This is a genomic window from Pseudomonas sp. HMSC063H08 (assembly GCF_001813645.1).
Taxonomy (GTDB): Bacteria; Pseudomonadota; Gammaproteobacteria; order Pseudomonadales; family Pseudomonadaceae; genus Pseudomonas; species Pseudomonas aeruginosa.
The window spans coordinates 1-25,713 of the sequence record NZ_KV813460.1; the positions used below are offsets into that span (position 1 = coordinate 1).

General features: G+C 65.9%; 25 protein-coding genes. 16 read left to right on the forward strand and 9 right to left on the reverse strand.

Annotated features, from left to right (window positions below; all coding sequences use genetic code 11):
* Nucleotides 1-257 precede the first annotated feature (257 nt).
* A complete protein-coding gene (locus HMPREF2924_RS16045) occupies nt 258-1,421 on the reverse strand; it encodes a PDDEXK nuclease domain-containing protein (protein ID WP_003139037.1) in 1,164 nt (387 codons plus the stop codon).
* Entirely contained in the window at nt 1,418-2,623 is a 1,206-nt protein-coding gene (locus tag HMPREF2924_RS16050; RefSeq protein WP_003139038.1) for a tyrosine-type recombinase/integrase, read from the reverse strand. Before HMPREF2924_RS16050 ends, HMPREF2924_RS16045 begins: the two co-directional genes overlap by 4 nt.
* Before the next feature lie 647 nt (nt 2,624-3,270).
* Between HMPREF2924_RS16050 and lecA the strand changes: the two genes are divergently transcribed.
* The 3 genes from lecA to HMPREF2924_RS16065 all read left to right on the forward strand — a co-directional run bounded on the left by lecA (nt 3,271) and on the right by HMPREF2924_RS16065 (nt 4,797).
* Nucleotides 3,271-3,639: a PA-I galactophilic lectin gene (gene lecA, locus HMPREF2924_RS16055; protein ID WP_003090046.1), complete on the forward strand. Its 369-nt coding sequence runs from the start codon at nt 3,271-3,273 to the stop codon at nt 3,637-3,639.
* A gap of 273 nt (nt 3,640-3,912) precedes the next feature.
* Nucleotides 3,913-4,254 (forward strand): hypothetical protein, encoded by a 342-nt coding sequence (locus tag HMPREF2924_RS16060; protein WP_003120049.1) that lies wholly within the window; start codon nt 3,913-3,915, stop codon nt 4,252-4,254.
* A 135-nt stretch (nt 4,255-4,389) separates the two neighbouring features.
* The gene (locus tag HMPREF2924_RS16065; RefSeq protein ID WP_003108811.1) at nt 4,390-4,797 is read left to right on the forward strand and encodes a hypothetical protein; all 408 of its coding nucleotides are present in this window, start codon (nt 4,390-4,392) and stop codon (nt 4,795-4,797) included.
* A 58-nt stretch (nt 4,798-4,855) separates the two neighbouring features.
* Here the strand turns inward: HMPREF2924_RS16065 and HMPREF2924_RS16070 are convergent, their stop codons facing one another.
* Nucleotides 4,856-6,619 carry a cyclic di-GMP phosphodiesterase gene (locus HMPREF2924_RS16070; RefSeq protein ID WP_003131234.1) on the reverse strand — a complete coding sequence of 588 codons (1,764 nt, stop codon included), beginning with the start codon at nt 6,617-6,619 and terminating at the stop codon, nt 4,856-4,858.
* A 255-nt stretch (nt 6,620-6,874) separates the two neighbouring features.
* Here HMPREF2924_RS16070 and HMPREF2924_RS16075 point away from each other — a divergent pair, with 255 nt between their 5' ends.
* The 4 genes from HMPREF2924_RS16075 (at nt 6,875) to HMPREF2924_RS16090 (ending at nt 9,729) form a co-directional block, all read left to right on the forward strand.
* Nucleotides 6,875-7,084, forward strand: coding sequence for a hypothetical protein (locus tag HMPREF2924_RS16075; protein WP_003090037.1), 210 nt, complete (start codon nt 6,875-6,877; stop codon nt 7,082-7,084).
* 192 nt (nt 7,085-7,276) lie between these two features.
* A complete protein-coding gene (locus HMPREF2924_RS16080) occupies nt 7,277-8,464 on the forward strand; it encodes an NAD(P)/FAD-dependent oxidoreductase (RefSeq protein ID WP_003090036.1) in 1,188 nt (395 codons plus the stop codon).
* A 22-nt stretch (nt 8,465-8,486) separates the two neighbouring features.
* Entirely contained in the window at nt 8,487-8,912 is a 426-nt protein-coding gene (locus HMPREF2924_RS16085) for a DUF1641 domain-containing protein (RefSeq protein ID WP_003131235.1), read from the forward strand.
* The gene (locus HMPREF2924_RS16090; protein ID WP_003131236.1) at nt 8,902-9,729 is read left to right on the forward strand and encodes a class I SAM-dependent methyltransferase; all 828 of its coding nucleotides are present in this window, start codon (nt 8,902-8,904) and stop codon (nt 9,727-9,729) included. The genes HMPREF2924_RS16085 and HMPREF2924_RS16090 overlap by 11 nt, the downstream gene beginning before the upstream one ends.
* 9 nt (nt 9,730-9,738) lie before the next feature.
* Here HMPREF2924_RS16090 and HMPREF2924_RS16095 read toward each other — a convergent pair whose 3' ends face one another.
* Nucleotides 9,739-11,226 carry a SulP family inorganic anion transporter gene (locus tag HMPREF2924_RS16095; RefSeq protein ID WP_003131237.1) on the reverse strand — a complete coding sequence of 496 codons (1,488 nt, stop codon included), beginning with the start codon at nt 11,224-11,226 and terminating at the stop codon, nt 9,739-9,741.
* A 349-nt stretch (nt 11,227-11,575) separates the two neighbouring features.
* Between HMPREF2924_RS16095 and HMPREF2924_RS16100 the strand changes: the two genes are divergently transcribed.
* Nucleotides 11,576-12,070 carry an anti-virulence regulator CigR family protein gene (locus HMPREF2924_RS16100; RefSeq protein ID WP_003131238.1) on the forward strand — a complete coding sequence of 165 codons (495 nt, stop codon included), beginning with the start codon at nt 11,576-11,578 and terminating at the stop codon, nt 12,068-12,070.
* Between the two features lie 126 nt (nt 12,071-12,196).
* On the opposite strand, the gene ctpH is transcribed toward HMPREF2924_RS16100, so the two are convergent.
* Nucleotides 12,197-13,903, reverse strand: coding sequence for a methyl-accepting chemotaxis protein CtpH (ctpH, locus tag HMPREF2924_RS16105; RefSeq protein ID WP_019485295.1), 1,707 nt, complete (start codon nt 13,901-13,903; stop codon nt 12,197-12,199).
* Between the two features lie 168 nt (nt 13,904-14,071).
* On the opposite strand from ctpH, the gene HMPREF2924_RS16110 reads away from it, so the two are divergent.
* Nucleotides 14,072-14,359 (forward strand): type 4 pili assembly inhibitor PlzR, encoded by a 288-nt coding sequence (locus HMPREF2924_RS16110; RefSeq protein ID WP_003090024.1) that lies wholly within the window; start codon nt 14,072-14,074, stop codon nt 14,357-14,359.
* A 74-nt stretch (nt 14,360-14,433) separates the two neighbouring features.
* Here HMPREF2924_RS16110 and srfA read toward each other — a convergent pair whose 3' ends face one another.
* Complete coding sequence (gene srfA, locus HMPREF2924_RS16115; protein WP_003090022.1) at nt 14,434-14,664, reverse strand: stress response facilitator SrfA; 231 nt, start codon at nt 14,662-14,664, stop codon at nt 14,434-14,436.
* Between the two features lie 318 nt (nt 14,665-14,982).
* On the opposite strand from srfA, the gene HMPREF2924_RS16120 reads away from it, so the two are divergent.
* The gene (locus tag HMPREF2924_RS16120; RefSeq protein WP_003090018.1) at nt 14,983-15,525 is read left to right on the forward strand and encodes a DUF4946 domain-containing protein; all 543 of its coding nucleotides are present in this window, start codon (nt 14,983-14,985) and stop codon (nt 15,523-15,525) included.
* 39 nt (nt 15,526-15,564) lie between these two features.
* Here HMPREF2924_RS16120 and HMPREF2924_RS35920 read toward each other — a convergent pair whose 3' ends face one another.
* Both HMPREF2924_RS35920 and HMPREF2924_RS16125 read right to left on the reverse strand, forming a co-directional pair.
* Entirely contained in the window at nt 15,565-15,711 is a 147-nt protein-coding gene (locus HMPREF2924_RS35920) for a PSPA7_2676 family Cys-rich small protein (RefSeq protein ID WP_003090016.1), read from the reverse strand.
* A 136-nt stretch (nt 15,712-15,847) separates the two neighbouring features.
* Nucleotides 15,848-16,540: an MgtC/SapB family protein gene (locus HMPREF2924_RS16125; RefSeq protein WP_003102512.1), complete on the reverse strand. Its 693-nt coding sequence runs from the start codon at nt 16,538-16,540 to the stop codon at nt 15,848-15,850.
* 220 nt (nt 16,541-16,760) lie between these two features.
* Between HMPREF2924_RS16125 and HMPREF2924_RS16130 the strand changes: the two genes are divergently transcribed.
* From HMPREF2924_RS16130 to HMPREF2924_RS16155, 6 genes are all read left to right on the forward strand, one after another.
* Nucleotides 16,761-18,455: an AMP-binding protein gene (locus tag HMPREF2924_RS16130; RefSeq protein WP_003131251.1), complete on the forward strand. Its 1,695-nt coding sequence runs from the start codon at nt 16,761-16,763 to the stop codon at nt 18,453-18,455.
* A 68-nt stretch (nt 18,456-18,523) separates the two neighbouring features.
* Nucleotides 18,524-19,609: an AraC family transcriptional regulator gene (locus tag HMPREF2924_RS16135; protein ID WP_003131253.1), complete on the forward strand. Its 1,086-nt coding sequence runs from the start codon at nt 18,524-18,526 to the stop codon at nt 19,607-19,609.
* Nucleotides 19,610-19,785: 176 nt separating this feature from the next.
* Nucleotides 19,786-21,453, forward strand: a complete 1,668-nt coding sequence (locus HMPREF2924_RS16140; RefSeq protein ID WP_003131255.1) for an acyl-CoA synthetase — start codon at nt 19,786-19,788, stop codon at nt 21,451-21,453.
* Nucleotides 21,454-21,472: 19 nt separating this feature from the next.
* On the forward strand, nt 21,473-22,240 hold the full coding sequence (locus tag HMPREF2924_RS16145; protein WP_003090005.1) for a 3-hydroxyacyl-CoA dehydrogenase: 768 nt from the start codon (nt 21,473-21,475) through the stop codon (nt 22,238-22,240).
* Nucleotides 22,241-22,257: 17 nt separating this feature from the next.
* On the forward strand, nt 22,258-23,448 hold the full coding sequence (locus tag HMPREF2924_RS16150; protein ID WP_003108823.1) for an acetyl-CoA C-acyltransferase: 1,191 nt from the start codon (nt 22,258-22,260) through the stop codon (nt 23,446-23,448).
* 28 nt (nt 23,449-23,476) lie between these two features.
* Nucleotides 23,477-24,604: an acyl-CoA dehydrogenase family protein gene (locus HMPREF2924_RS16155; protein WP_003131257.1), complete on the forward strand. Its 1,128-nt coding sequence runs from the start codon at nt 23,477-23,479 to the stop codon at nt 24,602-24,604.
* Between the two features lie 117 nt (nt 24,605-24,721).
* Here HMPREF2924_RS16155 and HMPREF2924_RS16160 read toward each other — a convergent pair whose 3' ends face one another.
* The gene (locus HMPREF2924_RS16160; protein WP_003090000.1) at nt 24,722-25,654 is read right to left on the reverse strand and encodes a LysR family transcriptional regulator; all 933 of its coding nucleotides are present in this window, start codon (nt 25,652-25,654) and stop codon (nt 24,722-24,724) included.
* Nucleotides 25,655-25,713 lie beyond the last annotated feature (59 nt).

Here is a 25,713-nt window from a genome sequence, read left to right on the forward strand (position 1 = left end):
GGGGTCGCAGACGGCCGCCAGGACGCAAGCGTGCATGGCACGCGCCGCCCTTGACGGCGAGAACGCCGTGATACGGTGAAGGGAACAGCAAGACCGCCTACACCCCGCCCACTGCACACCCTCGGCTTTTGGGGCAAGCGGAGCGCGCAGGCCCGCAAGGGCCGAAGGCGTCAGGGGTCAAAGCCGAATGGCCGCGACTCGGAACGAGGCGTGGGGCGCAGCCCGCGAACTCGACGGCGGAACGCCGGGACGCCCGGTTACTGCGGGAGTTTCTTGGGCTGCTTCGGCGTGCGCGATTCCAGCAAGCGCCGCGTAGTCTCCAATTCCTTCTGCAACAGCTCGGCATCCGGCAGCACGGTACGGTAGTTCGCCGCCATCACCTTCGACGGCAAGCCTTCCAGCGCATACCGCGCCAGCGCATGGCCCTTGTCGGCGCACAGGATCAAACCCACAGGCGGGTTTTCATCGGCATAGGCCCAATGCTCCTTGGCGTAGTTGCAATACATGAGCATCTGGCCCACGTCGGCATGGGACAGGCTGCCCAGCTTCAAGTCGATGATGACCAGGCAGCGCAGCCGTCGGTGGAAAAACAGAAGATCCACCCGATACCAAGTCTGGTCGATGCGCAAGCGCCGCTGCCGCCCGACGAAGGTGAACCCTTCGCCCAGCTCCAGCAGAAAATCCTCCAGCCGCTGGATCAAGGCGGCCTCCAAATCGGATTCGGAATACTCGTCTTTGAGGTTCAGGAACTCCAGCACGTAGGGGTCTTTGATGGCGTCGTCGGGCCTGACGGCATCCTCGGGCCTCGGCGCTGCGCCCTTGACCAGCATCGCCGCCTTGTCCTTGGACAAGGCCGTGCGCTCGTAGAACTGGCTGCCGATCTGCCGGTCAAGCTGGCGCACGCTCCAGCCGCCACGCAGCGCCTCAGCCTCGTAGAACCGGCGGGCGTGGTCATCCTTGACCGCCAGCAGCCGCACGTAGGCCGACCACGGCAGCGGGAACACCTGCGCCAGCTCGGCCAGGGCGAATTTCCGAGACACTGTCTCGGAAATCTCGGCAGGCAGCTCGTCGCCCGATTTCCGAGACAGTGCCTCGGAAATCATAGGCCGGGGGTAGGCGGCGAAGAACCGCCGCATGTTCTCCAGATTGTCCGGGCTGAAACCGCGCCCGAAGCGCGCGGTCAGGTCGGCGGACAGCCGGGCGATCAACTGCTCGCCATAGCCCGCGCGCCGCTTGCCCTGTTGCTCGGCCTCCACGATGCGGCGGCCGATTTCCCAATAGCTGGCCGTCATCAGCGCATTGACGCTGCGCGCCGCCGCCTGGCGCGCGGCGTCCAGCAGTTCCACGATGCCGCCGTGGATGCCGGCGTAGCCGGCAGGCAGGGCGGCGTCTTTGGCGGCCTTGGGCGTCCGGGCGCTCATGCCATGGCCTCCTGCGGCTGCGGTTGCCGCTTCCCGGTGATGGTCTGCCGACGGGTCGCCACCAGTTCGGCGGCTTGGCGCACCGGATCGTCCTCGGTGTGGACGTAGCGCATGAACATCGCCACGGTCTTGTGCGCTGTCAGCGCCATGCCGACCTTGACCGGGACGCCTGAATTGGCAATGTCGGTCGCGGAGCGATGGCGAATGCCGTGGGTGCCGACCTTCGGCACGCCGGCATTGCTGAGGATGCGCCGCCACCCCTGATAGTAGGTGTGGGGGCTGAGGGGCTGGCGGTGGTCGATGATCGCCGGGCAGACATAGGGCGAATCGCCATAGCGGGGGGCGCTCGTCAGCCGCCGCTTGGCTTCCTCGCTCAAGGGCTTGGACATATCGCCGGTCTTGCTGTCCGGCCAGACCACCCGGCCATTGGGCAGGTCGAGCCAATCCCACTGCAACAGCAGGATTTCCGACATGCGCGCGGCGAACTCGAATTGCAGTCGGACGGCCAGCAAGAGGATGGGATGCTCCAAGTTCTCGGCCTCGGCCTTGTCCAGATAGGCGAACAGCTTGACCATCTGGTCATCGGTAATGAGCCGGGTCGAGCCTTTCTCCGGGTACTTGGGCACATGGCGGCACGGGTTGGAGCCGTCCGGCCGGTAGCCCCACAGCTCGGCCAGATTGAACATCTTGCGCACGAGCGACAGCACCCGATTGGCCTGGGTGGGCGACTTCTCCATGCGCTTCATCAGCGCGGTAATGTCGTTGCGCGTGACTTCGTGAACCTTCTTGGTGCCGAAGGCCGGAATGACGAAGGTGTCGATCTGGTACTGATAGCCGGCCTGGGTGCTCGGCTTGTTGTGCGGCTTGGAGTGGTCATCCATGAACCGACCGCACAGCTCCTTGACCGTTGGGGCCTTGCGGGCATCCGCCTTGTCCAGTCCGGGGTCGCCGCCGCGCCGGACTTCGGCCAGCCAGTCTTGCGCCAGCGACCGGGCCTGTTCGACCGTCAGCTCGCCGAACTGGCCGAGCGATGGCTTGCGCCGCACGCCGGAGTTCGTGCGGTACTGAAGCATGAATACCTTGCGCCCGGTTGGTGTAACCTTGCACAAGAAGCCTGGAACGAGCGTGTCTCGGAGTTCCACGTCGCAGGTTCGCGCCTGTGCCGTGTCAACGACGGACTTGGTGAGTTTGATTTTCGCCATGAGGGTGCTCCTGAAAGGCCCCGATTCCAGGGGCCGGCTAGGAGCCAAGCGAAAGGGAACCGGGGCGGATTGCATCGCGCACCGGGATATGATGGAAGGCATTGATTAGCTGGGAAACCTGCTACAGCAAGCCCCATCCAACCCCATAGGTGTCCCGGTGCGGAAGCCATGCTCTGGCTTAAAATCCCTCGGGGGTAACCCCGTGCCGGTTCGACCCCGGCTCCGGGCACCATCGTGTTTCCTGGCGTTCAGCCGACTTCTGCGCTCCTTCCCCGATTTTCTTCCGGCCCGCCATCGCGCGGCAGTCAACGAGTCGACGTTGCCTTCTTTCCCTCCTCGGCCTTGGAGGCGTTTCATTCTAGTACGGCTCCGTATAGGGTTCGCCCTGGCTGGCGAGCGGGAGTGTTTGTTCAGCTTGAAGTAGTTGTCTTTGGAAGTTTGATTTTTTGTCGTTATCTTCTGCTCCTGCTTTTTAATTTCCTTTCCGAATACATTCAATTCACTGGCGGAATTATCCTCTTTTCTCCTGCATGAATTGGTAGGCGGTACTTCCTCGTTGCTGTGCTTTGCTGACAGGGAAGGATCGCGAATCAGGGTTTTTCGCCTCTTTCGTTTATGAACAGGAATTCATATATCGGAGATCAATCATGGCTTGGAAAGGTGAGGTTCTGGCTAATAACGAAGCAGGGCAGGTAACGTCGATTATCTACAATCCGGGCGATGTCATTACCATCGTCGCCGCCGGTTGGGCCAGTTACGGACCTACCCAGAAATGGGGGCCGCAGGGCGATCGGGAGCATCCGGACCAAGGGCTGATCTGCCACGATGCGTTTTGTGGCGCGCTGGTCATGAAGATTGGCAACAGCGGAACCATTCCGGTCAATACCGGGTTGTTCCGTTGGGTTGCACCCAGTAATGTCCAGGGCGCAATCACTCTTATCTACAACGACGTGCCCGGAACCTATGGCAACAACTCCGGCTCGTTCAGCGTCAATATTGGAAAGGATCAGTCCTGATAACTTGTCTCTGAAAAAAAAGGGCCCGAATGGGCTCTTTTTTTAAATACAAATAAAGTGAAGTTGCCCGTGTGGCCGGTATGAACGGACAGGCAGCGCTTCGCAGTTGCGACTACCAATGACAAGGGTTTCGAACTCCTGGGGCTGCCGCGGTCGTGGGAAACCGAGCGAGTGGGGGCGGGGAACTGCTTCAACACGCTTCGGTCTGAACGGGAATATCGATTCCTGACCCGATTCAGAATTCCGTCCACATAGTAGACAGTACCGAAGCCGATGCCCTGCCGACTTTCCCTGGTTGTATTTCCCGCTCTCTTCTCCATTGCCGCTGGCGCCGCGGAGGAACTCAAGGACATGGCAGGTTCGACCATCGTCGTTGCCGGAAGACTCGAGGCCGTCGAATGCCCTGGCGCAGGCCTGTACGATTGCACGGGGTGGCCTGCCAACCTGTACCGTTTCGAGGGACAGGACGTGTGCCTCAGCATCGAGGCTGGCTGCGATTACAGTTGCGATGGCATTCTCAGCGAGAAGGGCGGCACGCAATCGATCCTGGTTTCCGGCTCCTATCGCGATCACATCCGCAAGGTGGAAGGCACGCAGGTCTCCTGCCCGCGCTAGAGACGCTACCCGGTTCGGCCGCACACCCGGAGCGCTGGAAACATCGCGAGGCGCAACGGACGGTCTGCCGCCCGCTGAAGAAGGCGAGCGGATCGGGATGTGCTAGGGTGCCCGTTTGCAGGGAGGACCCAGGGCATGGAGCACCCATACAAGACCCCAGAGGCCGACCTGGCCGACGAGAGGCTGACTGCGGGAGGTTTCCTTTCCGGCGGGCAGCCGCTGTGGAAGGCATTCTGGCTGTTCTTCGCTGCGGGTTTCTTATTGCTCAGTGTCGCCGCCAGGCAGGCGATGGTGGCCATTGTCGATCCGCTGATGCAGGAAGCTCCCGGCGAACATGCGGTGGCCCTGACCTTGTGGGGAATGATCGGTGTCGAGCTGGTGAGACTGGCCTACCTGTGCCTCAGCCTCGTCGTGGTCTGGCGCTGCGGGCGCAACTCCCGCTGGGTGGCTGCGCGCCATGCCAGCAGGGCGGTGCTGTCGGCACTGATACTCCTGACCCTTTACTCGATCTATCTGGTCTGGGCCTTGCTCGCCAGTCCCTGAGCGACGCGCCGAGGCTGGCGAGCATGCTGGTACGGCCCATTCCACGTGCCTGCGTCGGCTAGCGCCGCAGCCAGTCCTCCAGTTGCTCCGGCAGCATCGGCTGGGCGATCAGATAGCCCTGGCCCTCGTGGCAGCCCCAGGCCTGCAGCAGGTGGAAGGTGTCGTGGGTCTCGATGCCTTCCGCGACCACCCGATAACCCAACTGGCTGGCCAGGCCGATCACCGCCTGGGTGACGCTCTGCGCCTTCGGCGAGCCGGCGAGGTCGCGGGTGAACGATTGGTCGAGCTTGATGGCGGTGATTGGCAGGTCGCGCAGGTAGGTCCAGTTGCTGTAGCCGGTGCCGAAGTCGTCCACGGCGATGCCCATGCCAAGCTCCCGGGCACGCAGCAGCACCGAGCCGACCGCCGAGGCGTCGCGGATGAGGACGCTTTCGGTGAATTCCAGCTCGAGGGCGGAAAGGTCGATGTCGTAGGTTTTGGCGAGTCTGACGGCCTCTTCCAGGAAGCTGCTGTCTTCCATGTCCGATGCCGATACGTTGATCGCCAGCCTGAGCGGGATGTTCCGTGCGTTCCATTGCGCCAGCTGGGCCATGGCATGGCGCAGCACCCAGTCGCTGAGGGGGCGCATCAGTGCGGTTTTCTCCGCCAGGGGCACGAATTCGGCGGGGCTGACGAAGCCGAGTTGCGGGTGCCGCCAGCGCAGCAGCGCTTCCACGCCCGTGCACCTGCCTGTCGGCAGGTCGATTTTCGGCTGATACACCAGATGGAAGCCTTCTTCGGTTCCGATCGCCTGGGACAGCGAGGTCAGCAATGTGAAGGCGCGCTGCTGGGCCTGGTCCAGCGGCGGGTTGTAGCGGGCCCAGCCGACACCGCGGTCGCGGGCGTCGTCGGCCGCGCTGACCACCAGGCGCAGCCAGTCCTGGTCGCCGTCGAGGGGATCGTCGGCAAGCGGTAGTACGCCGAGTCCCACGATGGCCTTGATCGGGATCCCGCGACATACGACGGGGCTTTCGAAGGCCCGCAGCAAGCGGAGGCAGACCGACTCGGTTTCTTCCTGTTGCTGCCGTGGCAGGAGCAGTCCGAAGCGCGTCGGGCTGATCTTGTAGAGGGTGAAATCCGGCAGTGCCGCGCGGATGCGGTCGCGCGCCTCGAGCATGAGGTCGTTGGAAAAGGGATAGCCCAGCGTACGGATGATGGTATTCAGCAGGGCGAGGGGCAGGAGGTCGGCGGCGATCACGGTGAGGGCGCCGTCGCGCTGCAGGCGCAGGGAAACGTCCTCCTGCAGGCGGAGACGGTTGTACAGGCCGGTTGGCTCGTCGATGTAGTTGGTCGAGCGCAGCGTATGGATACGGGCCATCACCAGGCGGGCGAAATGCTCGAGCATGGCGATGTCGCGCTCGGACAGCGGCCCGCGTGGTTCCCGGTCGATGACGCAGAGGCTGCCGAGGTTGAGACCCTCCGCGGTGGCCAGCGGAGCCCCGGCGTAGAAGCGGATGCGCGGTTCGCCTTGCACATAGGGATTGTCCCGGAAGCGCGGGTCGAGGGTGGCGTCGGCCACCTCGAAGACTCCCTTGCCCAGGATCGCGTAGGCGCAGAACGAATCCCGTCGCGGCGTCTGCCGGGTATCGAGGCCGATGCTCGCGCGAAACCACTGGCGCTGGTGGTCGAGGATGGAAATGAGCGCGATGGGCGTCTGGAAGTAGGACGTAGCGGCGGCGAGGATTTCCTCGAATACCTCGTCCGCACCTTCTTCCAGCAATCCGAGTTGGTCGACGTAGGCTTGCCTGGAATGCTCGTTCGCGGGATAGGGTGGGGTTGCCATGCTGGACTCCTGGGCTACTGCGATGTCGGGCATCGGCAATCAATGATGTCATTGTGCCTTTATTTCGTGGAGCGCGGGCTCTTTCCCAGATTGCAGCGATGAAAGGGCATGGGGGTTGATCGCGGTCATGCCGGTAGGGCCTTCGACGCCGACGCCAGCTCTGCGAAACCGATTACCTGCCAATCGGACGTTTCCTATATCGACCGGCACCACCGCTCGCTAAAACGGTCGCACATGCTTCCACCGAGAAAAGACATGTCCGATACGTTCTCCTTCGCCTCGCGCCTCTGCAAGTTCGTCATCCTTCTCGTCATCCTGCTGATCGGCGGAGCCAGCCTCTACCTGTGGTGGCTGGGGCGGCCTTACCAGGACGCCATGTCCGCCTTCGTCCCGTTGCTCATGCCGATGCTCGTGCTGGTGCTGGCGTTCGATACGTTCCGGGCCCTCGCCCGAACGAGGCGCTAGGCGTCAGCGAGGCAGCGCTGTATTCCCGTCGTTCTACCCTGCCAGTTCTGGTAGGCGGCGGGTCTTCGCAGGCAAGCGCTTGAACTGGGTGAGGTTTCCGGATTTGTCCTGTTTCCGTGGCGAAGCCGTGCTTGCCTAATCCCCCGGTTCATCTAGATATACCCATGGCTTCCTCAGGGTTAAGGAGAAGTCATGCAACGAATCGTCATCGTCGGGGGCGGAGTGGGCGGCACTATGCTCGCCAACCTGCTGGTCGTCCGGCTCTACCCGGAGATACTCGGCGGCGAGGTGCAGGTACTGCTGATTTCCGACTCGCCGGATCACTACTACAAGCCGGCCTTCATGTACGTCGCCTTCGAGCAATTCTTCCTCGAAGATCTGAAACGACCGCAGCGCTCGCTGCTGCGGCCGGAAGTGATGTTCCAGCTCGACCGGGTCGACCGTTTCGATTTCCCCCGCCAGGAACTGCAGACCCGCAGCGGCAGGCGCCATGGCTACGACTACCTGGTGATCGCCACGGGTTGCGTGCCGGCTCCGGAACGTATCGAGGGGCTGAAAGAGGCTGGCGACCATTTCTACCAGTACCAGCCGGCCCGTCGGTTGGCCGAGCGGCTGGCGAGCCTGGAGTCGGGGCGGGTATTCATCACGGTGAGCTTCCCGAGGACGCCGAATGTGCCCCACCAGTGCGGGATCGCGCCTGTGGAGACGACCCTGATGCTCGACGACTACTTGCGCCGCCGGGGTGTCCGCGAACGTGTCGAGATCGTCTACACCTATCCCACCACGGCCCAGTTGCTGCGCAACTGTCTGTTCCTGCAACGACCGACCTGCGAAATCCTGCCGAGCCTGTTCGAGCAACGCGGCATCCGTTTCCAGCGCGGTTTTACCCTGGCCAGGGTCGACCCGGAGCGGCGCATCGCCTATTCGGAGGAGGGCGACGAGCAGCCGTTCGACTTGCTCATGGCGACACCGCCGATCCACGCCGTGGATGCGGTCCGGGAGTGCGGCCTGTCCCAGGCCGCCGCCGACGAAGGCTGGTTGCCGACGAACCATGAAACCTTGCAGGTGTATGGCGTCGACCGGGTGTATACCCTGGGCGATACCGTCGATCTGCCGGTGAGCAAGGCCGGTGGTGCCTGTCACAACCAGGCGCCGGTAGTCGCCAGCAACATCGCTGCCGAGATTCGTCTCGGTAAGCCCTGCGCGATCTACGATGGACGAGTCCAGGCTGTCGCGCAGATGGGCCTGAACGCCGGAATGCCGCTCTGGTACGACTATCGGCACGACGTAAAGCCGACCCCGCCGACCAAGCTTGGCGGGTTGTTGCGCCAGGGTTTCAATCGCGGCCTGTACTGGGCCGTAGCCCGTGGAATGCTTTGACCCCGCACGGGGAGGAGCCGACATGGATAGCCATCAGCAGCCATACGCGTCGCAGGCGCAGGCCGATACCACCCTGTTTCCCGAGCAGGCCCGCGAGAGTCTCCAGGCCCTGGCCGTCAAGTTGCAGCCGCTGATCGAGGGCCACCGCCTGGACAACCTGGTGGATCTGCTGTCACTGCTTTCGGATATCGTTGATCTGCTGGACCCGGCCATGGTGGACAGGCTGGCGCAGCTCTTCGAGCAGGTCACCAGTGTCGGTTGGTCAGTCGGTAACGCGGTACGCGTGGCCAAGGCGGAGCTGCTCCGAGAGCAGCCGCCAAGCCTGAAAGACCTGCTGCGGTTGTTGCGCGACGCCGATACCCGGCGCGGGCTGGCTCTCGTGCTGGGTAGTTTGCGCAGCCTGGGGTGCCAACTCGCCGCGGAGCAGGAGGTTGCCCATGGTGCATGACCTTCTCCGAGATCGTGCGGATCTAGAGGCGCGTTGGAACCCTTCCGCCTACATGCAGTTCGCCCGATTGCGCCAGCGGCCGGTGGTTGAGTTGCTGGACCATATCGAGCTGTGCTGTCCGGAACGGATCTACGATCTTGGCTGCGGAACCGGCATCGCCACCGAATTGCTCGCCCGCCGCTGGCCGCTGGCCGAACTGCACGGCGTGGACAGCTCCGTGGAGATGCTCGAGGAGGCCGCGCGCTTGCCGATCAAGGCCAGTTGGGAACGCGCCAACCTGCGCCACTGGTGCGCCGAGCGCCCTGCCAGCCTGCTGTTCGCAGCGGCGGTACTGCACTTTCTCGAAGATCACGGCAAGCTGCTGCCACGCCTGCTGGGGCAACTGGCTCCGGGAGGCTGCCTGGCGGCGCACATGCCGAACTGGCGCGATGCTTCCTGGTATCGCCTGATGCTCGATGCGCTGGACAGTGCGGGCCCCGGCGGTGCATCGCTGGGCAGCCCCGCGTTGCGCTACCGGCTGCATCGGCGCAATGTGCTGTCGCTGGACAACTACTACCGGCTACTGGCACCGCTGACGGCGGAGCTGGACATCTGGGAGACCGAGTACCTGCAAGTGGTGGACGGCAACGACCCGGTCTTCGATTGGATCAAGGTCTCCGCCTTGCGTCCGGTGCTCGGCGAACTGGACGAGGAGGCGCGTCGGCGCTTCCTCGACCGTTACCTGGAACTGCTGCACCGTCACTATCCACGGGAACTGGATGGACGAACGCTGTTCCCGTTCCGCCGAGTATTCATCGTCGCCAGTCTCGGCCGCTGAACGGGCGTTTCAGTGATCGGAGAGAATGTCCACGGCGCCCGGCTTGTCGTAGGCGCCGAAGCGATCGACCAGGGTCGCGCTGGCGGCGTTCAGGCCCAGCACGTCGACCTGCACGCCGCGCTGGCGAAAGCCCAGGACTACCTTGTCCAGTGCCGCGACGGCGGTGACGTCCCACAGGTGGGCGTGGCGCAGGTCGATGAGCACATGCTCCAGCGTCTCTTTCAGGTCGAAGGCAGCGACGAACCTGCCGGACGACGCGAAGAACACCTGCCCGCTCACCTGGTAGTGGCGGCGGGTGCCGTCGGCGGAGCGTTCGCTGTCGATATCGAGGTAGTGCCCGATCTTGTTGGCGAAGAACAGCGAGGCCAGAAGAACGCCGGCGACCACGCCGAAGGCCAGGTTGTGGGTGGCGAGGACCACGCCGACCGTCACCAGCATGACCAGGTTGGTCGATAGCGGGTAGCGCTTCAGGTTGCGGATCGACTCCCAGCGGAAGGTGCCGATGGACACCATGATCATCACCGCCACCAGGGCCGCCATGGGAATCCGCCCGACCCAGTCGCTGAGGAACACCACCATCAGCAGCAGCGCGACGCCGGCCACCAGGGTCGAGAGCCGGCTGCGCCCGCCGGATTTAACATTGATCACCGACTGGCCGATCATCGCGCAGCCAGCCATGCCGCCGAGCAGGCCGGTGGCTATGTTCGCCAGCCCCTGGCCCTTGCATTCGCGGTTCTTGTCGCTGCCGGTGTCGGTCATCTCGTCGACGATGGTGGCGGTCATCAGCGACTCCAGAAGGCCGACCACCGCCAGGGCGGCGGAGTAGGGCAGGACGATCAGCAGGGTGTCGAGGTTCAGCGGCACGTCCGGCCAGAGGAACAGCGGCAGGCTGTCGGGCAACTGACCCATGTCGCCGACGGTGCGGATGTCCAGGCCCAGGTAGATGGATATGCCGGTGAGGACCAGGATGCATACCAGCGGAGAGGGCAGCAGCCGGCCGATCCGTGGCAGCTGCGGGAAGCCGTAGACGATCGCCAGGCCCGCGGCGGTCATCGCGTAGACCGGCCAGCCGACATCGGTGAGTTCGGGTAGCTGGGCCATGAAGATGAGGATCGCCAGGGCATTGACGAAACCGGTCACCACCGAGCGCGAGACGAAGCGCATCAGCGAAGCCAGGCGCAGGTAGCCGGCGAGTATCTGCAGCACGCCGCAGAGCAGGGTCGCCGCCAGCAGGTATTGCAGGCCGTGGTCCTTCACCAGGTTGACCATCAGCAGCGCCATGGCGCCGGTAGCGGCGGAGATCATTCCCGGACGGCCGCCGGCGAAGGCGATCACCACCGCCATGCTGAAGGAGGCGTACAGGCCGATCTTCGGGTCGACCCCGGCGATGATGGAGAAGGCGATGGCCTCGGGGATCAGCGCCAGGGCGACGACCAGGCCGGCGAGCAGGTCGCCGCGAATATTGGAGAACCAGTTCTGTTTCAGCGTCTGTAGCATCGGGATATCCAGGGACGAGGCGCGGCCCGTGCCGTCGGTCGACGGTGCGGGCCGTGGGATGGCATTGAAAAAACAAGGGATGACGACAGGCGTTCAGGCGAACGCACGCTGGCCGCGGTCGCTCGGACCGTTGCCGGAAGGGGCAGGCATGGCTATGGCGGAGTGGGCAGCCAGGTCATCGGGGAGTGCAGGTGGTCGCTTGCAGGGAGCGGCAGCATAGCCGATTCGATAGGCCCGACCAAGCTCTACTCCGGACATTCCCTGGGGGCGCAATCGGTGGCGCTGAATCAAACAGGCGAAACGGTTCTAAGCTATCGAGGGATCGTCCTCGCATGGAGAGAAGATCATCATGTTCAACACTCGTTCTGTGCTCGCGCTGGTCGTGAGCCTGTCCCTGATCGGCGGTACGCCTGCCGTCCTGGCCGACCCGGGCAATGGCAAGGGCAATCCGCATGGCAACCAGATGGACGGCGGAAAGGCTGACAAGGGCAACAAAGGCAACCAGGGCGGCCCCGGCAACAAGGGCGGCGGCGCCGGCCAGAAGGGCAACGGCGGCGGCAACTGGGACTCGGGACCGCGTATCGACGTCGGCGGGGTACGGGTGATCCTCGGCGACAACCGCGGCTACTGGAATCCGGGGCCGGCCCTGCCGCCCGGCATCCAGAAGAACCTGGCGCGCGGCAAGCCGCTGCCGCCCGGCATCGCCAAGAAACTCGACGGCCGCCTGCTAGGCCGGCTGCCGCACTACGACGGCTACGAGTGGATGCAGGCCGGCACCGACCTGCTGCTGGTGGCGGTGGCGACCGGGCTGATCTACGAGGTGCTGGACAACGTCCTCGACTGATCGAACCCTGGCTGTGCATGGCGGATAGCGCCACAACGCTATCCGCCATGCCCCCCCGTTGGAGCGGCGGATAATCGCGTTGCGGTTGTCCGCCTTACCTCATGGAAGTCGTTTCCTTACCCCAGGTCAGGCCCGCAGGCGTTGCAGGGCATCGCCCAGTTGCGCGGAGAGGCTGTGGAGATCGCGGCTGGCGGCTTCGGTCTGCTCCACCTGTTCCTGGTTGCTGGAGGCGATCGAGGCGATTTCCGTGAGGTTGCGGGAAATGTCCTCGGCCACGGCGGTCTGTTCCTCGGCGGCGGTAGCGATCTGGCGGTTCATGTCGCGGATCGATTCGACCGAGGCGGTGATCTGGCGCAGCATGGCACCGGCGTTGGCAACCTGCTCGGCACCGGCCTCGCTGCGCGACTGCCCGCTTTCGATGGCGCGTGCGGCATTCACCGCGCCGTTCTGCACGGTATCGATGATCTGGTGGATCTCGGCGATGGACTCGGCGGTGCGCTGTGCCAGGGTGCGGACCTCGTCGGCTACCACCGCGAAGCCACGGCCGGCATCGCCGGCGCGGGCGGCTTCGATGGCCGCGTTGAGGGCGAGCAGGTTGGTCTGCTCGGCGATGCCGCGGATCACGTCGAGGACCTTGCCGATCCTGCCGCTATCGCTTTCCAGTTGGCGGATGACCTCCACCGTATGGTCGATCTCCTTGCGCATCTCGCCGATGCTGCGAATCGTTTCTTCCATCACGTCTTCGCCGCGCTGGGCGGAATCGTCCGCCTCGTCGGCGGCCTTGGCCGCGTCGCCGGCGTAGCGCGCCACTTCCTGGGCGGTGGCGGACATTTCCTGCATCGCCGTGGCGACCTGGTCGGTGCGGCTGAACTGCTCGCGGGTACCGGCCGCCATCAGGCTGGCGATCGCGTTCAGCGAGCCGCTGGCGCTGTCCAGGTCGCGGGTACTGCGCCGCAGCCGCTCGAAGATGTCCACCAGGAAGTCGCGCAGCGTGTTGGCGGCCAGGGCCAGCTTGCCGAGTTCGTCCTTGCGCCGGATCTCGATGCGCTCGCCGAAGTCGCCATGGCTGAGCTGGGCGATGTGCTCGATCAGGCGTTGCACCGGACGGACCAGGTTGCGATTGACCAGCCACAGGCTGAGCAGGGCGACGGCCAGGCTGGCGCCGATCAGCACCAGGCTGCCGAGCAGCATGGTGCGCCGGGCCTCCGCGCTGATGGCGGCGGAACGGAGATCACTGGCCTGGTGCAGTTCGTCACGCAAGGCCTGCATCTGCGCGGTGGTGGCGCGGTCGATGCCGGTCACCGCCTGGTCGCCGGCGATGGGGTCGGCGCCCGCCTCGAGGAACCGTTGCCTGCCTTGTCGGTAAGCCGTACCGAGTCGCCGGTGCTCTTCGCGCAGGCGCTCGACACGATCCTTCAACTCGCCTTCGGCCACGCTGCCCAGGCGCCCGAGGATGTCCTGCACCGCTCGTTCCTGGGCTTCGAACTGGCTCCAGTATTTCGTCTGGGCCTCTGCCTGGCGTCCGCGCAGCAGGACATTCTTCCATTCCTGGACCTGGCCGCGGAATTGCAGGTTGGCCTCGTCGATCAGTTGCGCCGCCCGCACGGGGCCGCCGAGCAGCTCGCGGTAGGCGCGTACGTCGCCGGTCAGCGAGCCGAAGCAGGCCAGGGCTATGAGTAGCAGCGCCGCCAGGCTGCCGCCGAGCAGGACAAGGATTTGCGCACGTAGGGATTGTTGCAGCATGGAACGCCTCGATGGATTGCCAGGTTGGACCGGCACGCAGGCTGCGACGAGGCAGCCGAGGACGTCCCTGTGGCCCGGCGAGGCGGGCATGGCGCGTGTTCCGGCTCGCAGAGTATCGACAGCGGATCTGACAACTTGAGGACGACGCAGGGGCCGGGCCAGAGCCGACGAAGGGAAATAGCTGGCATGGATGTTCTGCGGGGCTTCGGTTAATCTCTGTGACGAATGTCACATTGTGCCAGTCGAAGGATCTGACTCATGGATGTCCCTCCCACCGTTCAGGATGAACAGGCCGTTTCCCGCCAGTTGCACTCGTTGAGTGTGCGCAATCTCGCTCACTTGGCTGCCGCCCTGACCCAGCTCGGCTTCGAGCTGTCGCGCAGCTCCGACCCTGGCACCCGCCAGGCGGCCAATGCCTTCATCGGCCAATTGGCCAATATCAACCAGGACATCGATCGACAGATCGAGCTGCTCGGCGCGCTGGACGCCGACAGCGTGGGGTTTCGCCTGCTGGACGAGGTGCAATACCCGGATGCGCCCGAATGAGCCGACGCCAGGAGCACGCAAAGAGTGGAGGGGGTGTGCGGGCCGAGAGCGGCAGTCTCCCGGCGTGGCGCTGATCAGTCTTCCTGGCGCAGGTCGCTGAGCATCTGCTCCCAGTACTGGTTGGCCTTGCGGTTGAGATCGAAGGCGGCTTGACGCAACTGGTCGTACTCGGCGCCGCTGTAGCCGCTTTCGCGCAGCTTCTGGCGAGCGGCGTCGGCTTCTTCGCGCAGACGGTTGTAGGTCGCCTGGTCGTCCGCCCAGGTCCTACCTGTGCGCCGGGTGTACTTGTCCTGGGGTTCAGCCATGGGTTCTCCTTGCGGGCCGGATGGGACTTGGAAAAACGCTGCGCTGAACAGACTTTTTCCAATGGCAAAAATTCAAAAAAAACTGACGGATTGCGCGACTTCGCTATTGGTACCGATGTCCCATACCTGTACGCCAGCCGATGAAATTTGTGCGTTCCTCGCCAAGTCGGCTAGCTTGTTCAGGCTTGCGCCTTGGCGCTCGCCGTCTCTCCGGTAAGCTGGGAACCTTGTCGCCATGGGCTCGGAGACTGCGCGGACGGCGCCATGGCGACAGGTCCGACCTTTCCCTCCGATGGGTTTTGCGAGTAAGGAAATGCTATGAGAAGCAAGGCGTCCGGCTTGGCGCTGGTGGTAGTGGCGGGGCTTGTGGCGGGTTGCGCCAGCAGTGGCTATCAGCCCGAGGTCGACTGGCCGGCCGGCTGGCAGGTGATCACCGAGAGCATCCCACCCGAGGCCAGCGACGTGGAGCAACTGGGCTCCCGGCAACTGGCGACCAAGCTCGGGCCGGGAGGTGAGAAGGAAGCCAGCATCGAGTTGCTCAGCCTGAAGATGATGGAAGAGGAGTCGGTGGAGATCGACGGCCAGTTCCAGAGTGTCTTCGATGTCGTCCAATCGGGCTACCGCAAGGCCGGGCTGGGCTCGCGCTGCACCACACCGATCCGCTCGAACCTCGGCGGCCTGGCATCGCTGGAGACCCACTGCCGGATCAGCCAGGGCAACGAGGTGCTGCTGACCCAGATCGTGGCGATGGCCTTGGGACAGCGCGCGATGTACTCCCTGGTATATACCGCCAGTCCGGCCAACAGCGTGGTCTACCGGCAGAGCTACCTGCGCACCCGGGCCAGCCTGGTCCTGCGCTGAAGGGCCAGCCGCTCGACGCCTGGACGCGACCGGCGTCGCTCAGGCTTCCTCGGGCGGCGCCTCGACGCTGAGATAGCGATGGGCGCCGCAACGCCGGCAACGTTGGCGCAGCATCAGGTCGGGGCCTACCGTGACCAGGCTACCTTCGTCCCAGCGGCAACCTCGCAAGAAACAACGCAAGCGCATGACTCCTCCCCGCGGGGCGGCTCGCCCCGTCCACGAAACAGGCAGTGGTGGTGTGGTTCACTCCGGCTTGTTCTTGTCTGGAGGTGGGAAAAGCCTGCGGCGAAGCGTCTAGAATGGGCAACCTAAATTCGCCGGTTCATTCCGCGGCGGGATTCATCACCCAACTGGCGGCGGTGACCTGCGGTGCCAGGCACAGCTCGCCGACCATCTGTTCCACCAGCGAATCCTCCTTGTGCAGGGTGAACACCACGGCGTTCACTTCCACGTTGCCGCTGCCTTTCAGCGCGTGGCTTTCCAGGCTCTGCAGGTTCAGGCGGTTGTCGCCCATGCGTTGCAGCAACTGCATGCGCACCAGCGCTTCGTTGCGCGCCTCGCAGGACACGCTGATCTGGTAGAAGCGCTCCTGCTCGGCCTCGCCCGAGGTGTGGCGGTCCACCACCCGGCCGAGAGCGGGCAGGAACAGGTTGGCGATGACGATCAGCGCGGTCGTCATGCAGGCCGCCAGGATGAAACCGCTGCCGGCCAGTACGCCGATCGCGCCGGTGCTCCAGATGCTCGCCGCAGTGCTCAGGCCGCGTACGCTGAGGCCGTCGCGCATGATCACGCCGGCGCCGAGAAAGCCGATGCCGCTGACTACCTGGGCCGCCATGCGGGTCACGCTGACCTCGTTGTCGAGCAACAGCGGCAGGATCGAGAAGCTGGCCGCACCGAGTGCGACCATCGCGTGGGTGGCCATGCCGGAAGAGCGTTGTCGCCATTGCCGCTCGAGACCGACCAGCGCACCGAGGCCGAGGGCCGTCACCAGGCCGATGGCGATTTCCGGGGTCATGCTGTGCTCCTGTGAGAAACCGCCCATTGTACGCCGTTCCGCTGGTTCACGCCGGGACCAGCGGCCCCGGGCGGACAAGCCTCTTGCGTTTACCTTTACGTTAACGTAAACATGCTCATCGACTTCACCGACACCGTTCGCCGGTGTCCGTCGTAGCGCCCCGGCGGCGCAGGACGACGGTTCAGCGACATTCCCAGAACAACCACAACAAGGGAAAGCCATGAATCAGCCGAGCTATACCTCGGGTCGCCAGGATGTCGCCTTGCTGGCGACCACCGTCGGCGACGCCTTCGATGCCACCGTCGCGCGTCATGCCGAGCGCGAGGCGCTGGTGGTGCGGCATCAACGCCTGCGCTACAGCTGGCGGCAACTGGCGGAGCGGGTCGATGCCTACGCCCGTGCCTTCATCGCCCTGGGCCTGCGCCCCGGCGAACGCCTGGGGATCTGGGCGCCGAACTGCGCCGAATGGTGCATTACCCAGTTCGCCAGCGCCAAGGTCGGCGCGGTCCTGGTGAACATCAACCCGGCATACCGCAGCAGTGAGCTGGAATACGCTCTCAAGCAGTCCGGTTGCAGTTGGCTGATCTGCGCCGACGCCTTCAAGACCAGCGACTACCATGCGATGCTCGGCGACCTGCTGCCGGAGCTGGCGCGGGCGCGTCCGGGCGAACTGGCCAGCGAGCGCCTGCCGGAGCTGCGCGGCGTGATCAGCCTGGCCGAGCGGGCGCCGGCGGGCTTCCTGCACTGGCAGGGCCTGCCGGGGCTGGCCGCCGCGGTAGGCGCCGAGGAACTGCGCCAGCGCCAGGCCTCGCTACAGTTCGACGAGCCGATCAACATCCAGTACACCTCCGGTACCACCGGCTTCCCCAAGGGCGCCACCCTCAGCCACTACAACATCCTCAACAACGGCTACATGGTCGGCGAAAGCCTCGGACTCGGCGCGGAAGACCGCCTGGTGATCCCGGTGCCGCTGTATCACTGCTTCGGCATGGTGATGGGCAACCTCGGCTGCGTCACCCACGGCTCGACCATGATCTACCCGGCGCCCAGCTTCGACGCCGAGGCGACCCTGCTGGCCGTGGCCGAGGAGCGCGCCACCGCGCTGTACGGGGTACCGACCATGTTCATCGCCGAGCTGGATCATCCGCGCCGCCGCGAATTCGACCTTTCCAGCCTGCGCACCGGAATCATGGCCGGCGCCACCTGCCCGATCGAGGTGATGCGGCGGGTCATTGGCGACATGCACATGGCCGAGGTGCAGATCGCCTACGGCATGACCGAGACCAGCCCGGTGTCGCTGCAGACCGGTCCGGACGATGGCCTGGAGCTGCGCGTGACCACTGTCGGACGCACCCAGCCGAGGCTGGAGAGCAAGATCGTCGACCAGACGGGCAGGGTGGTGCCGCGCGGCGAGATCGGCGAGCTGTGCACCCGCGGCTACAGCGTGATGCTCGGCTACTGGAACGACCCCCAGGCCACCGCCGAGGCCATCGACCCGGCGCGCTGGATGCACACCGGCGACCTGGCGGTGATGGACGACGACGGCTACGTGCGGATCGTCGGGCGCAGCAAGGACATGATCATCCGCGGCGGCGAGAACATCTATCCGCGCGAACTGGAGGAGTTCTTCTTCACTCACCCGGCGGTGGCCGACGTGCAGGTGATCGGCATCCCCGACGAGCGCTATGGCGAGGAAATCGTCGCCTGGATCAAGCTGCATCCGGGCCACCACGCCGATGACGAACAGTTGCGGGCGTTCTGCAAGGCGCGTATCGCTCACTTCAAGATCCCGCGCCACTTCAAGTTCGTCGACGAGTTCCCGATGACCGTTACCGGCAAGATCCAGAAGTTCCGCATGCGCGAAGTCAGCATCGAAGAGATTCGCCTGCTCGCGCTGCGCCAGGGGCGCGATTGAGAGGATGGAGCCGCGCCCCGCTCCTGCGCTAAGGTGGCGGGCGGCGCGCAGCGAGGCGAGAGGGACGGGTGAAGAACGACGGCGAGACTCAGGCGAGCACCAAGGGCACCATCTCGGTGCGCCTGGTCGGCGAGGCGCTGGTGGAGTGGCGCCGGCAGGGCGGCGAGGAGGGGGAGGTCCTCCAGGCCGCCGGTATCGATCCGCAGTTGCTCGGCAAACCCTACGCGCGGGTCACCTCGCACGCCTATTCGCGGCTCTGGCTGGATCTGGCTCGGCGCATGGACGACGAGTTCTTCGGCATGGACGCGCGGCGCCTGAAGAGTGGCAGCTTCGCTTTCATGAGCCGCTGCGCGATCCACGAGCAGACCCTGGAACCGGCGCTGACCGGCATCCTGCGATTCCTCTGCCTGCAGTTCGACGACTTCCAGCCGCGCCTGCAGCGCCGCGGCGGCCTGGCGGAAATCGTCCTCGACGAGGCGCCGGGCCGGTACGGGCGAGCGCTGTCCTACTTCACCCTGTGGATGATCACCCATGGCCTGGCCTGCTGGCTGGTCGGCCGGCGCATCCCGATCCTGGCCATCGACCTGCGCTGTCCGCAGCCGGACTACATCGAGGACTACCGGGTGATGTTCAGCGACAACCTGCGTTTCTCCCGTCCCCTCAGCCGCCTGCTGTTCAATGCCGACTGCCTGGCTCTGCCGGTCCGCCGCGACAAGCGGGAGCTGCGACGCTTCCTGCTCGGCGCGCCGGCCAACATCCTGGTCCGCTATCGCGATCCGCAGAGCCTGGCGGCGCGGATCAAGGCCTACCTGCGCAGCCTGCGGCCGGGACGCTGGCCGGACGCGGACGCGCTCGCCGGGCATTTCTTCATGGCGCCCTCGACCCTGCGCCGCAAGCTGTCCCTGGAAGGGCAGAGCTACCAGGCGCTGAAGGACCAGGTCCGCCGCGACCTGGCCATCGCGCGGCTGGACGCCGGCGCGGCGAATTTCGCCGAACTGGCGCTGGAGCTGGGCTTCGCCGATGGCAGCGCGTTCCACAAGGCGTTCAAGAAGTGGACCGGCTCGACCCCCGGGCAGTACCGGGCGCAGGTCGCGGCGGAAACCGCGTCGGCCGAGTCGTCAGGCGTCTTGTCCGAAACGCTCGGCCGTCGATAGGGCGAATGCCGCGCAGCATCATCCGCGGTATGTCGCGAACGGTTCGGGGGGACAGGCAGCCAGCCCGGATTGTCCAAACCGCTCAGGCAGATTGAAGCCTTTCGACATTGCCCCGCGCCAGCCACGGCGTGAAGATTCCGGCTACTCCATACAAAAACAAGCCGAGGAGTCCTGCAATGCGCGACTACGCCACCACTGCCGCCGGGTTCGACTTGCAGCGGACCGCCGCCGCCACGCTTTCCGGCACGCTCCAGGCGCTCAACGCCTGCGTCGAATGCTGCGACCGGCATGCCCTGCCGGGTCGGATCGCGTTGTTCTGGGAGGGCAAGGATGGCAGTCGCGCCAGCTATACCTTCAGCGAGCTGAAAGCGCTCTCCGGACGTTTCGCCAATTTCCTCCAGGCCCAGGGCGTACGCCCGGGCGATTGCGTCGCCGGCCTGTTGCCGCGCACGCCCGAGCTGCTGGTCACCATCTTCGGCGCCTGGCGCCTGGGCGCGGTGTACCAGCCGCTGTTCACCGCCTTCGGCCCGAAGGCCATCGAACACCGCGTGGCGACCGCCGGCAGCAAGGTGCTGGTCACCGATGCGGCCAACCGCGACAAGCTCGACGAACTCGCCGATCCGCCTCTGGCCGTCACCGTCGGCGGACCGAAGGGGCAGGGCATCCGTCGCGGCGATTTCAGCTTCTGGGCCGAGCTGGAGCGCTATCAGGCCGAATTCGAGCCGGTTCCGCGCAGCGGCGAGGATCCGTTCCTGATGATGTTCACCTCCGGCACCACCGGCCTGGCCAAACCGGTGCCGGTGCCGCTCAAGGCGATCCTCGCCTTCGTCGGCTACCTGCGCGAGGCGGTGGACCTGCGCCCCGAGGACGCCTTCTGGAACCTCGCCGATCCGGGCTGGGCCTACGGCCTCTACTACGCTGTCGCCGGTCCCCTCGCCATGGGCCATCCGACCACCTTCTACGAAGGGCCGTTCAGCGTAGAAAGCACCTGCCGGATCATCCGTGACTACGGCATCACCAACCTCGCCGGATCGCCCACCGCCTATCGCCTGCTGATGGCCGCCGGCGCGGCCGCGGAAACTGCGCTGAAGGGGCGCCTGCGCGCGGTCAGCAGCGCCGGCGAGCCGTTGACGCCGGAGGTGATCCGCTGGTTCGCCGACAGGCTCGGCACCACCATCCACGACCATTACGGGCAGACCGAGCTGGGCATGGTGCTGTGCAACCACCATGCCCTGGCGCATCCGGTGCGGGTCGGCGCCGCCGGATTCGCCTGTCCCGGGCACCGGGTGGTAGTGCTGGACGACGATCTCAACGAACTGCCGCCCGGCCAGCCGGGCATCCTCGCCCTCGACCGGCGGCGTTCGCCGCTGATGTGGTTCCCCGGCTACCAGGGCCTGGAAACCGCAGCCTTCGTCGGCGACTACTACCTGAGCGGCGATACCGTCGAACTCAACGAAGACGGCAGCATCAGCTTCGTCGGCCGCGCCGACGACGTCATTACCACCTCTGGCTACCGGGTCGGCCCGTTCGATGTGGAGAGCGCGCTGATCGAACACCCGGCAGTGATGGAGGCGGCGGTGATCGGCAAGCCCGACCCGGAGCGCACCGAACTGGTCAAGGCCTTCGTCGTGCTCTGCGCCGGCCACCGGCCGACGCCGGAACTGGCGGACGAACTGCAGCGATACGTGCGCCAGCGCCTGTCGGCGCACGCCTACCCGCGGGAGATCGAGTTCCTCGAGGAACTGCCGAAGACCCCCAGCGGCAAGATCCAGCGCTTTCTCCTGCGCAACCAGGAGATCGCCCGGCAACGCGAGGCGGCCCCACAGGCGGCCGCCGCGAACTGATTCAGCAGGAGAAAACGACGTGCGTATCGAAAATCGAGTGTTCCTGGTCACCGGCGGTAGCTCCGGGCTCGGCGCCGCCACCGCGAAGATGCTGGTGGAGCAGGGCGGCAAGGTGGTGCTGGCCGACATCAACGCCGAGGCCGGCGCGGCCAAGGCCGCCGAGCTTGGCGCCCAGGCGCGCTTCGTCAGGGCCGACATCGCCAGCGAGGCCGACGGCCGCCAGGCCGTGGCCACTGCACTGGAGGCCTTCGGCGGCCTCCATGGCCTGGCCAATTGCGCGGGCGTGGCGCCGGCCGAGAAGGTCCTCGGACGCAATGGCATCCATGCCCTGGAGAGTTTCCGCCGGGTCATCGACATCAACCTGGTGGGCAGCTTCAACATGCTGCGCCTGGCCGCCGAGGCCATGTCCCAGGGCCAGCCGGACGAGGGCGGCGAGCGCGGGGTGATCGTCAATACCGCCTCGGTGGCGGCGTTCGACGGGCAGATTGGCCAGGCCGCCTATTCCGCCTCGAAGAGCGGGGTGGTCGGCATGACCCTGCCCATCGCCCGCGAGCTGGCGCGCTTCGGCATCCGAGTGATGACCATCGCCCCGGGCATCTTCGAGACACCGATGATGGCCGGCATGCCCCAGGAGGTGCGCGACTCCCTCGGCGCCAGCGTGCCGTTCCCGCCGCGCCTGGGGCGTCCGGACGAATACGCCGCGCTGGTCCGGCAGATCATCGAGAACAGCATGCTCAACGGCGAAGTGATTCGCCTCGACGGCGCCATCCGCATGGCCGCCCGCTAATACAGGAGGAAGATCCCATGACCCGCGAAGATCCGATCGTCATCGTCAGCGCCGTCCGCACCCCGATGGGCGGCTTCCTCGGCGACTTCAAGGACGTCAACGCCGCTACCCTCGGCGCCGCGGCGGTGCGCGCCGCGGTGGAGCGGGCGCGCCTGCAAGCCGACGAAGTGGACGAGGCCGTGCTCGGCTGCGTGCTCGCCGCCGGCCAGGGCCAGGCGCCGGCGCGCCAGGCGGTGCTTGGCGCCGGGTTGGCGCGCGGCACGCCGTGCTCGACGCTGAACAAGATGTGTGGCTCGGGCATGAAGGCGCTGATGCTCGCCCACGACACGTTGCTCGCCGGCAGCGCCGGGGTCGCGCTGGCCGGGGGCATGGAAAGCATGTCCAACGCGCCCTACTTGCTGGAGCGCGCCCGTAGCGGCTACCGCATGGGCCACGGCAAGGTGCTCGACCACATGTTCCTCGACGGCCTCGAAGACGCCTACGACAAGGGCCGCCTGATGGGCACCTTCGCCGAGGACTGCGCCGAGGCCTACGGCTTCACCCGCGAAGCACAGGACGAGTTCGCCGTGGCCTCGCTGACCCGCGCGCAGCAAGCCATGCGCGACGGGCGCTTCCAGGCCGAGATCGTGCCGCTGACGGTCACCGCCGGCAAGACCGAGCGCCTGGTGGATAGCGACGAGCAGCCGCCGAAGGCCCGGCTGGACAAGATCCCGACCCTGAAGCCGGCGTTCCGCGAAGGCGGCACGGTGACCGCGGCCAACTCCAGTTCGATTTCCGACGGTGCCGCCGCGCTGGTCCTGATGCGCCTTTCCGAGGCCGAGCGACGCGGGCTCGCGCCGTTGGCGGCGATCCGTGGGCATGCTTCGTTCGCCGACGCGCCGAACCTGTTCCCCACCGCGCCGGTCGGTGCGGTGAAGCGCCTGATGCAGCGTACCGGCTGGTCGCTGGGCGAGGTCGACCTGTTCGAGGTCAACGAAGCCTTCGCCGTGGTCGGCATGGCGGCGATGCGCGACCTCGACCTGTCCCACGAACGCCTCAACGTCCACGGCGGCGCCTGTGCGCTGGGCCACCCGATCGGCGCGTCCGGCGCACGGATCGTCGTGACCCTGCTCAACGCCCTGCAGCAGTACGACCTGGAACGCGGCGTGGCGGCGGTCTGCATCGGCGGCGGCGAGGCGACCGCGATCGCCGTCGAGCGCTTGCGCTGATGCAGGCAGTGAAGAAGAGGAACCCGCGATGATTCCCTGCGAAGAAGAGATCCAGATCCGTGACATGGCGCGGCAGTTCGCCCAGGAACGGCTGAAACCGTTCGCCGCCGACTGGGACCGCGAGCACCGTTTTCCGGCCGAGGCGATTCGCGAGATGGCCGACCTCGGCTTCCTCGGCATGCTGGTGCCCGAGGAGTGGGGCGGCGCGCAGACCGGGCACCTGGCCTACGCCATGGCCCTCGAGGAGATCGCCGCTGGCGACGGCGCCTGCTCGACCATCATGAGCGTGCACAACTCGGTCGGCTGCATGCCGATCCACAAGTTCGGCAGCGCCGAGCAGAAGGAGCGCTTCCTCCGTCCGCTGGCCCAGGGTTCGATGCTCGGCGCCTTCGCCCTGACCGAGCCGCAGGCCGGTTCCGACGCCAGCTTCCTGAAGACCCGCGCCCGCCGCGACGGTGACCACTACGTGCTGAACGGTGCCAAGCAGTTCATCACTTCGGGCAGCCACGCGGGGATGGTGATCGTCTTCGCGGTCACCGATCCGGATGCCGGGAAGCGCGGCATCAGCGCGTTCATCGTGCCCACCGACACGCCCGGCTACGAGGTGGTGCGGATCGAGGACAAGCTCGGCCAGCACGCCTCGGACACCTGCCAGCTGGCCTTCAACGACCTGCGTATCCCGGCCGCGCTGCGCCTGGGCGAGGAGGGCGAGGGCTACCGCATCGCCCTGGCCAACCTCGAAGGCGGCCGCATCGGCATCGCCGCCCAGGCGGTCGGCATGGCGCGCGCGGCGTTCGAGGCGGCGCGCGACTACGCCCACGAGCGGGAAACCTTCGGCAAGCCGATCATCGAGCACCAGGCAGTGGCCTTCCGCCTGGCCGACATGGCTACCCGCATCGCCGTGGCGCGGCAGATGGTCCACCACGCCGCCAGCCTGCGCGAAGCCGGCCTGCCGTGTCTGACCGAAGCCTCGATGGCCAAGCTGTTCGCCTCGGAAATGGCCGAGGAAGTCTGCTCCGCGGCGATCCAGACCCTCGGTGGCTACGGCTATCTCAAGGACTTCCCGGTGGAGCGCATCTATCGGGACGTGCGGGTCTGCCAGATCTACGAGGGCACCAGCGACGTGCAGCGCCTGGTGATCGCGCGCAGCCTGTAGCGGCGACTATCCGTCGTTTCCGCAACGGCGCCCTCTCCCTTCAGGGAGAGGGCGCGCTGAGGCGCCTCGGAAGCAAACGACTGTGGCCTCGTTCGCCCTACGCCCCTTGGCAGGCGCTCACGCCGGCTGTGCCGCCTTGTTCTCGCGCGCGGTGACCTGCTGGCACAGCTCGATGATCTGTTCGCGCATCCAGCGGTTGGCCGGGTCCTGGTCGGTGCTCTCGTGCCAGTACAGGTGGGTTTCCAGTTTCGGCACGTCGCTCACCGGCAGCACCGCGTAGTGCAGGTCGTGGTGACGGGCGAAGCGTTCCGGCACGGTCATCGCCATGTCGGTCTGCTGGACCACCGTGGAGGCCATCAGGTAGTGCTGCGAGCGCAGCGCGATCTTGCGCTGGATGCCCATCTTGCCCAGCGCCAGGTCGATGTAGCCGAGGCCGCTGCGGCGGCTGGAAATATGGATGTGGGTCAGGCCCAGGTAATCGTCCAGGGCCAGCTTCGGCTTGCCCGCCAGTGGGTGGCCGCGGCGCATGGCGCAGACGTAGCGGTCCTCCATCAGCTTGACGTGGCGCACCTGGGGATCGGTGTTCAGCGGCGCGTCGACGGCGAAGTCGAGGCGGCCGGCGGCGAGTTCCTTGGTGGTCTCGCGGCGCTTGGCGAGGAAGCTCTCGATATGCACGTTCGGCGCCAGGCGGCGCAAGCGCTGGAACAGCGGGGGGAGGATGACCGCCTCGGTGAGGTCGGTCATGCTGATGCGGTAGGTCTTGTTCGCCTGCTGCGGATCGAAGCTGCGGCTCTCCTGCACCGAAACCCGCAGCAACTGCAGCGCGTTGCGCACCGGGCCGATGATGTTCTGCGCCATCGGGGTCGGCACCATGCCCTGGGCGGTGCGCACGAACAGCGGGTCGTTGAAGGTCTCGCGCAGGCGGGAAAGGGCGTTGGATACGGCTGGCTGGGTGATGCCGACGATCTGCCCGGCGCGGGTCAGGTTGGCTTCGGTATAGATCGCATCGAACACGATGAACAGGTTCAGGTCGACTTTGTTCAGGTTCATGGCACTGGCTCCGCGACTTTTCTTGTTATTGGGGGCTTGGATGACCCCCATATGGATCA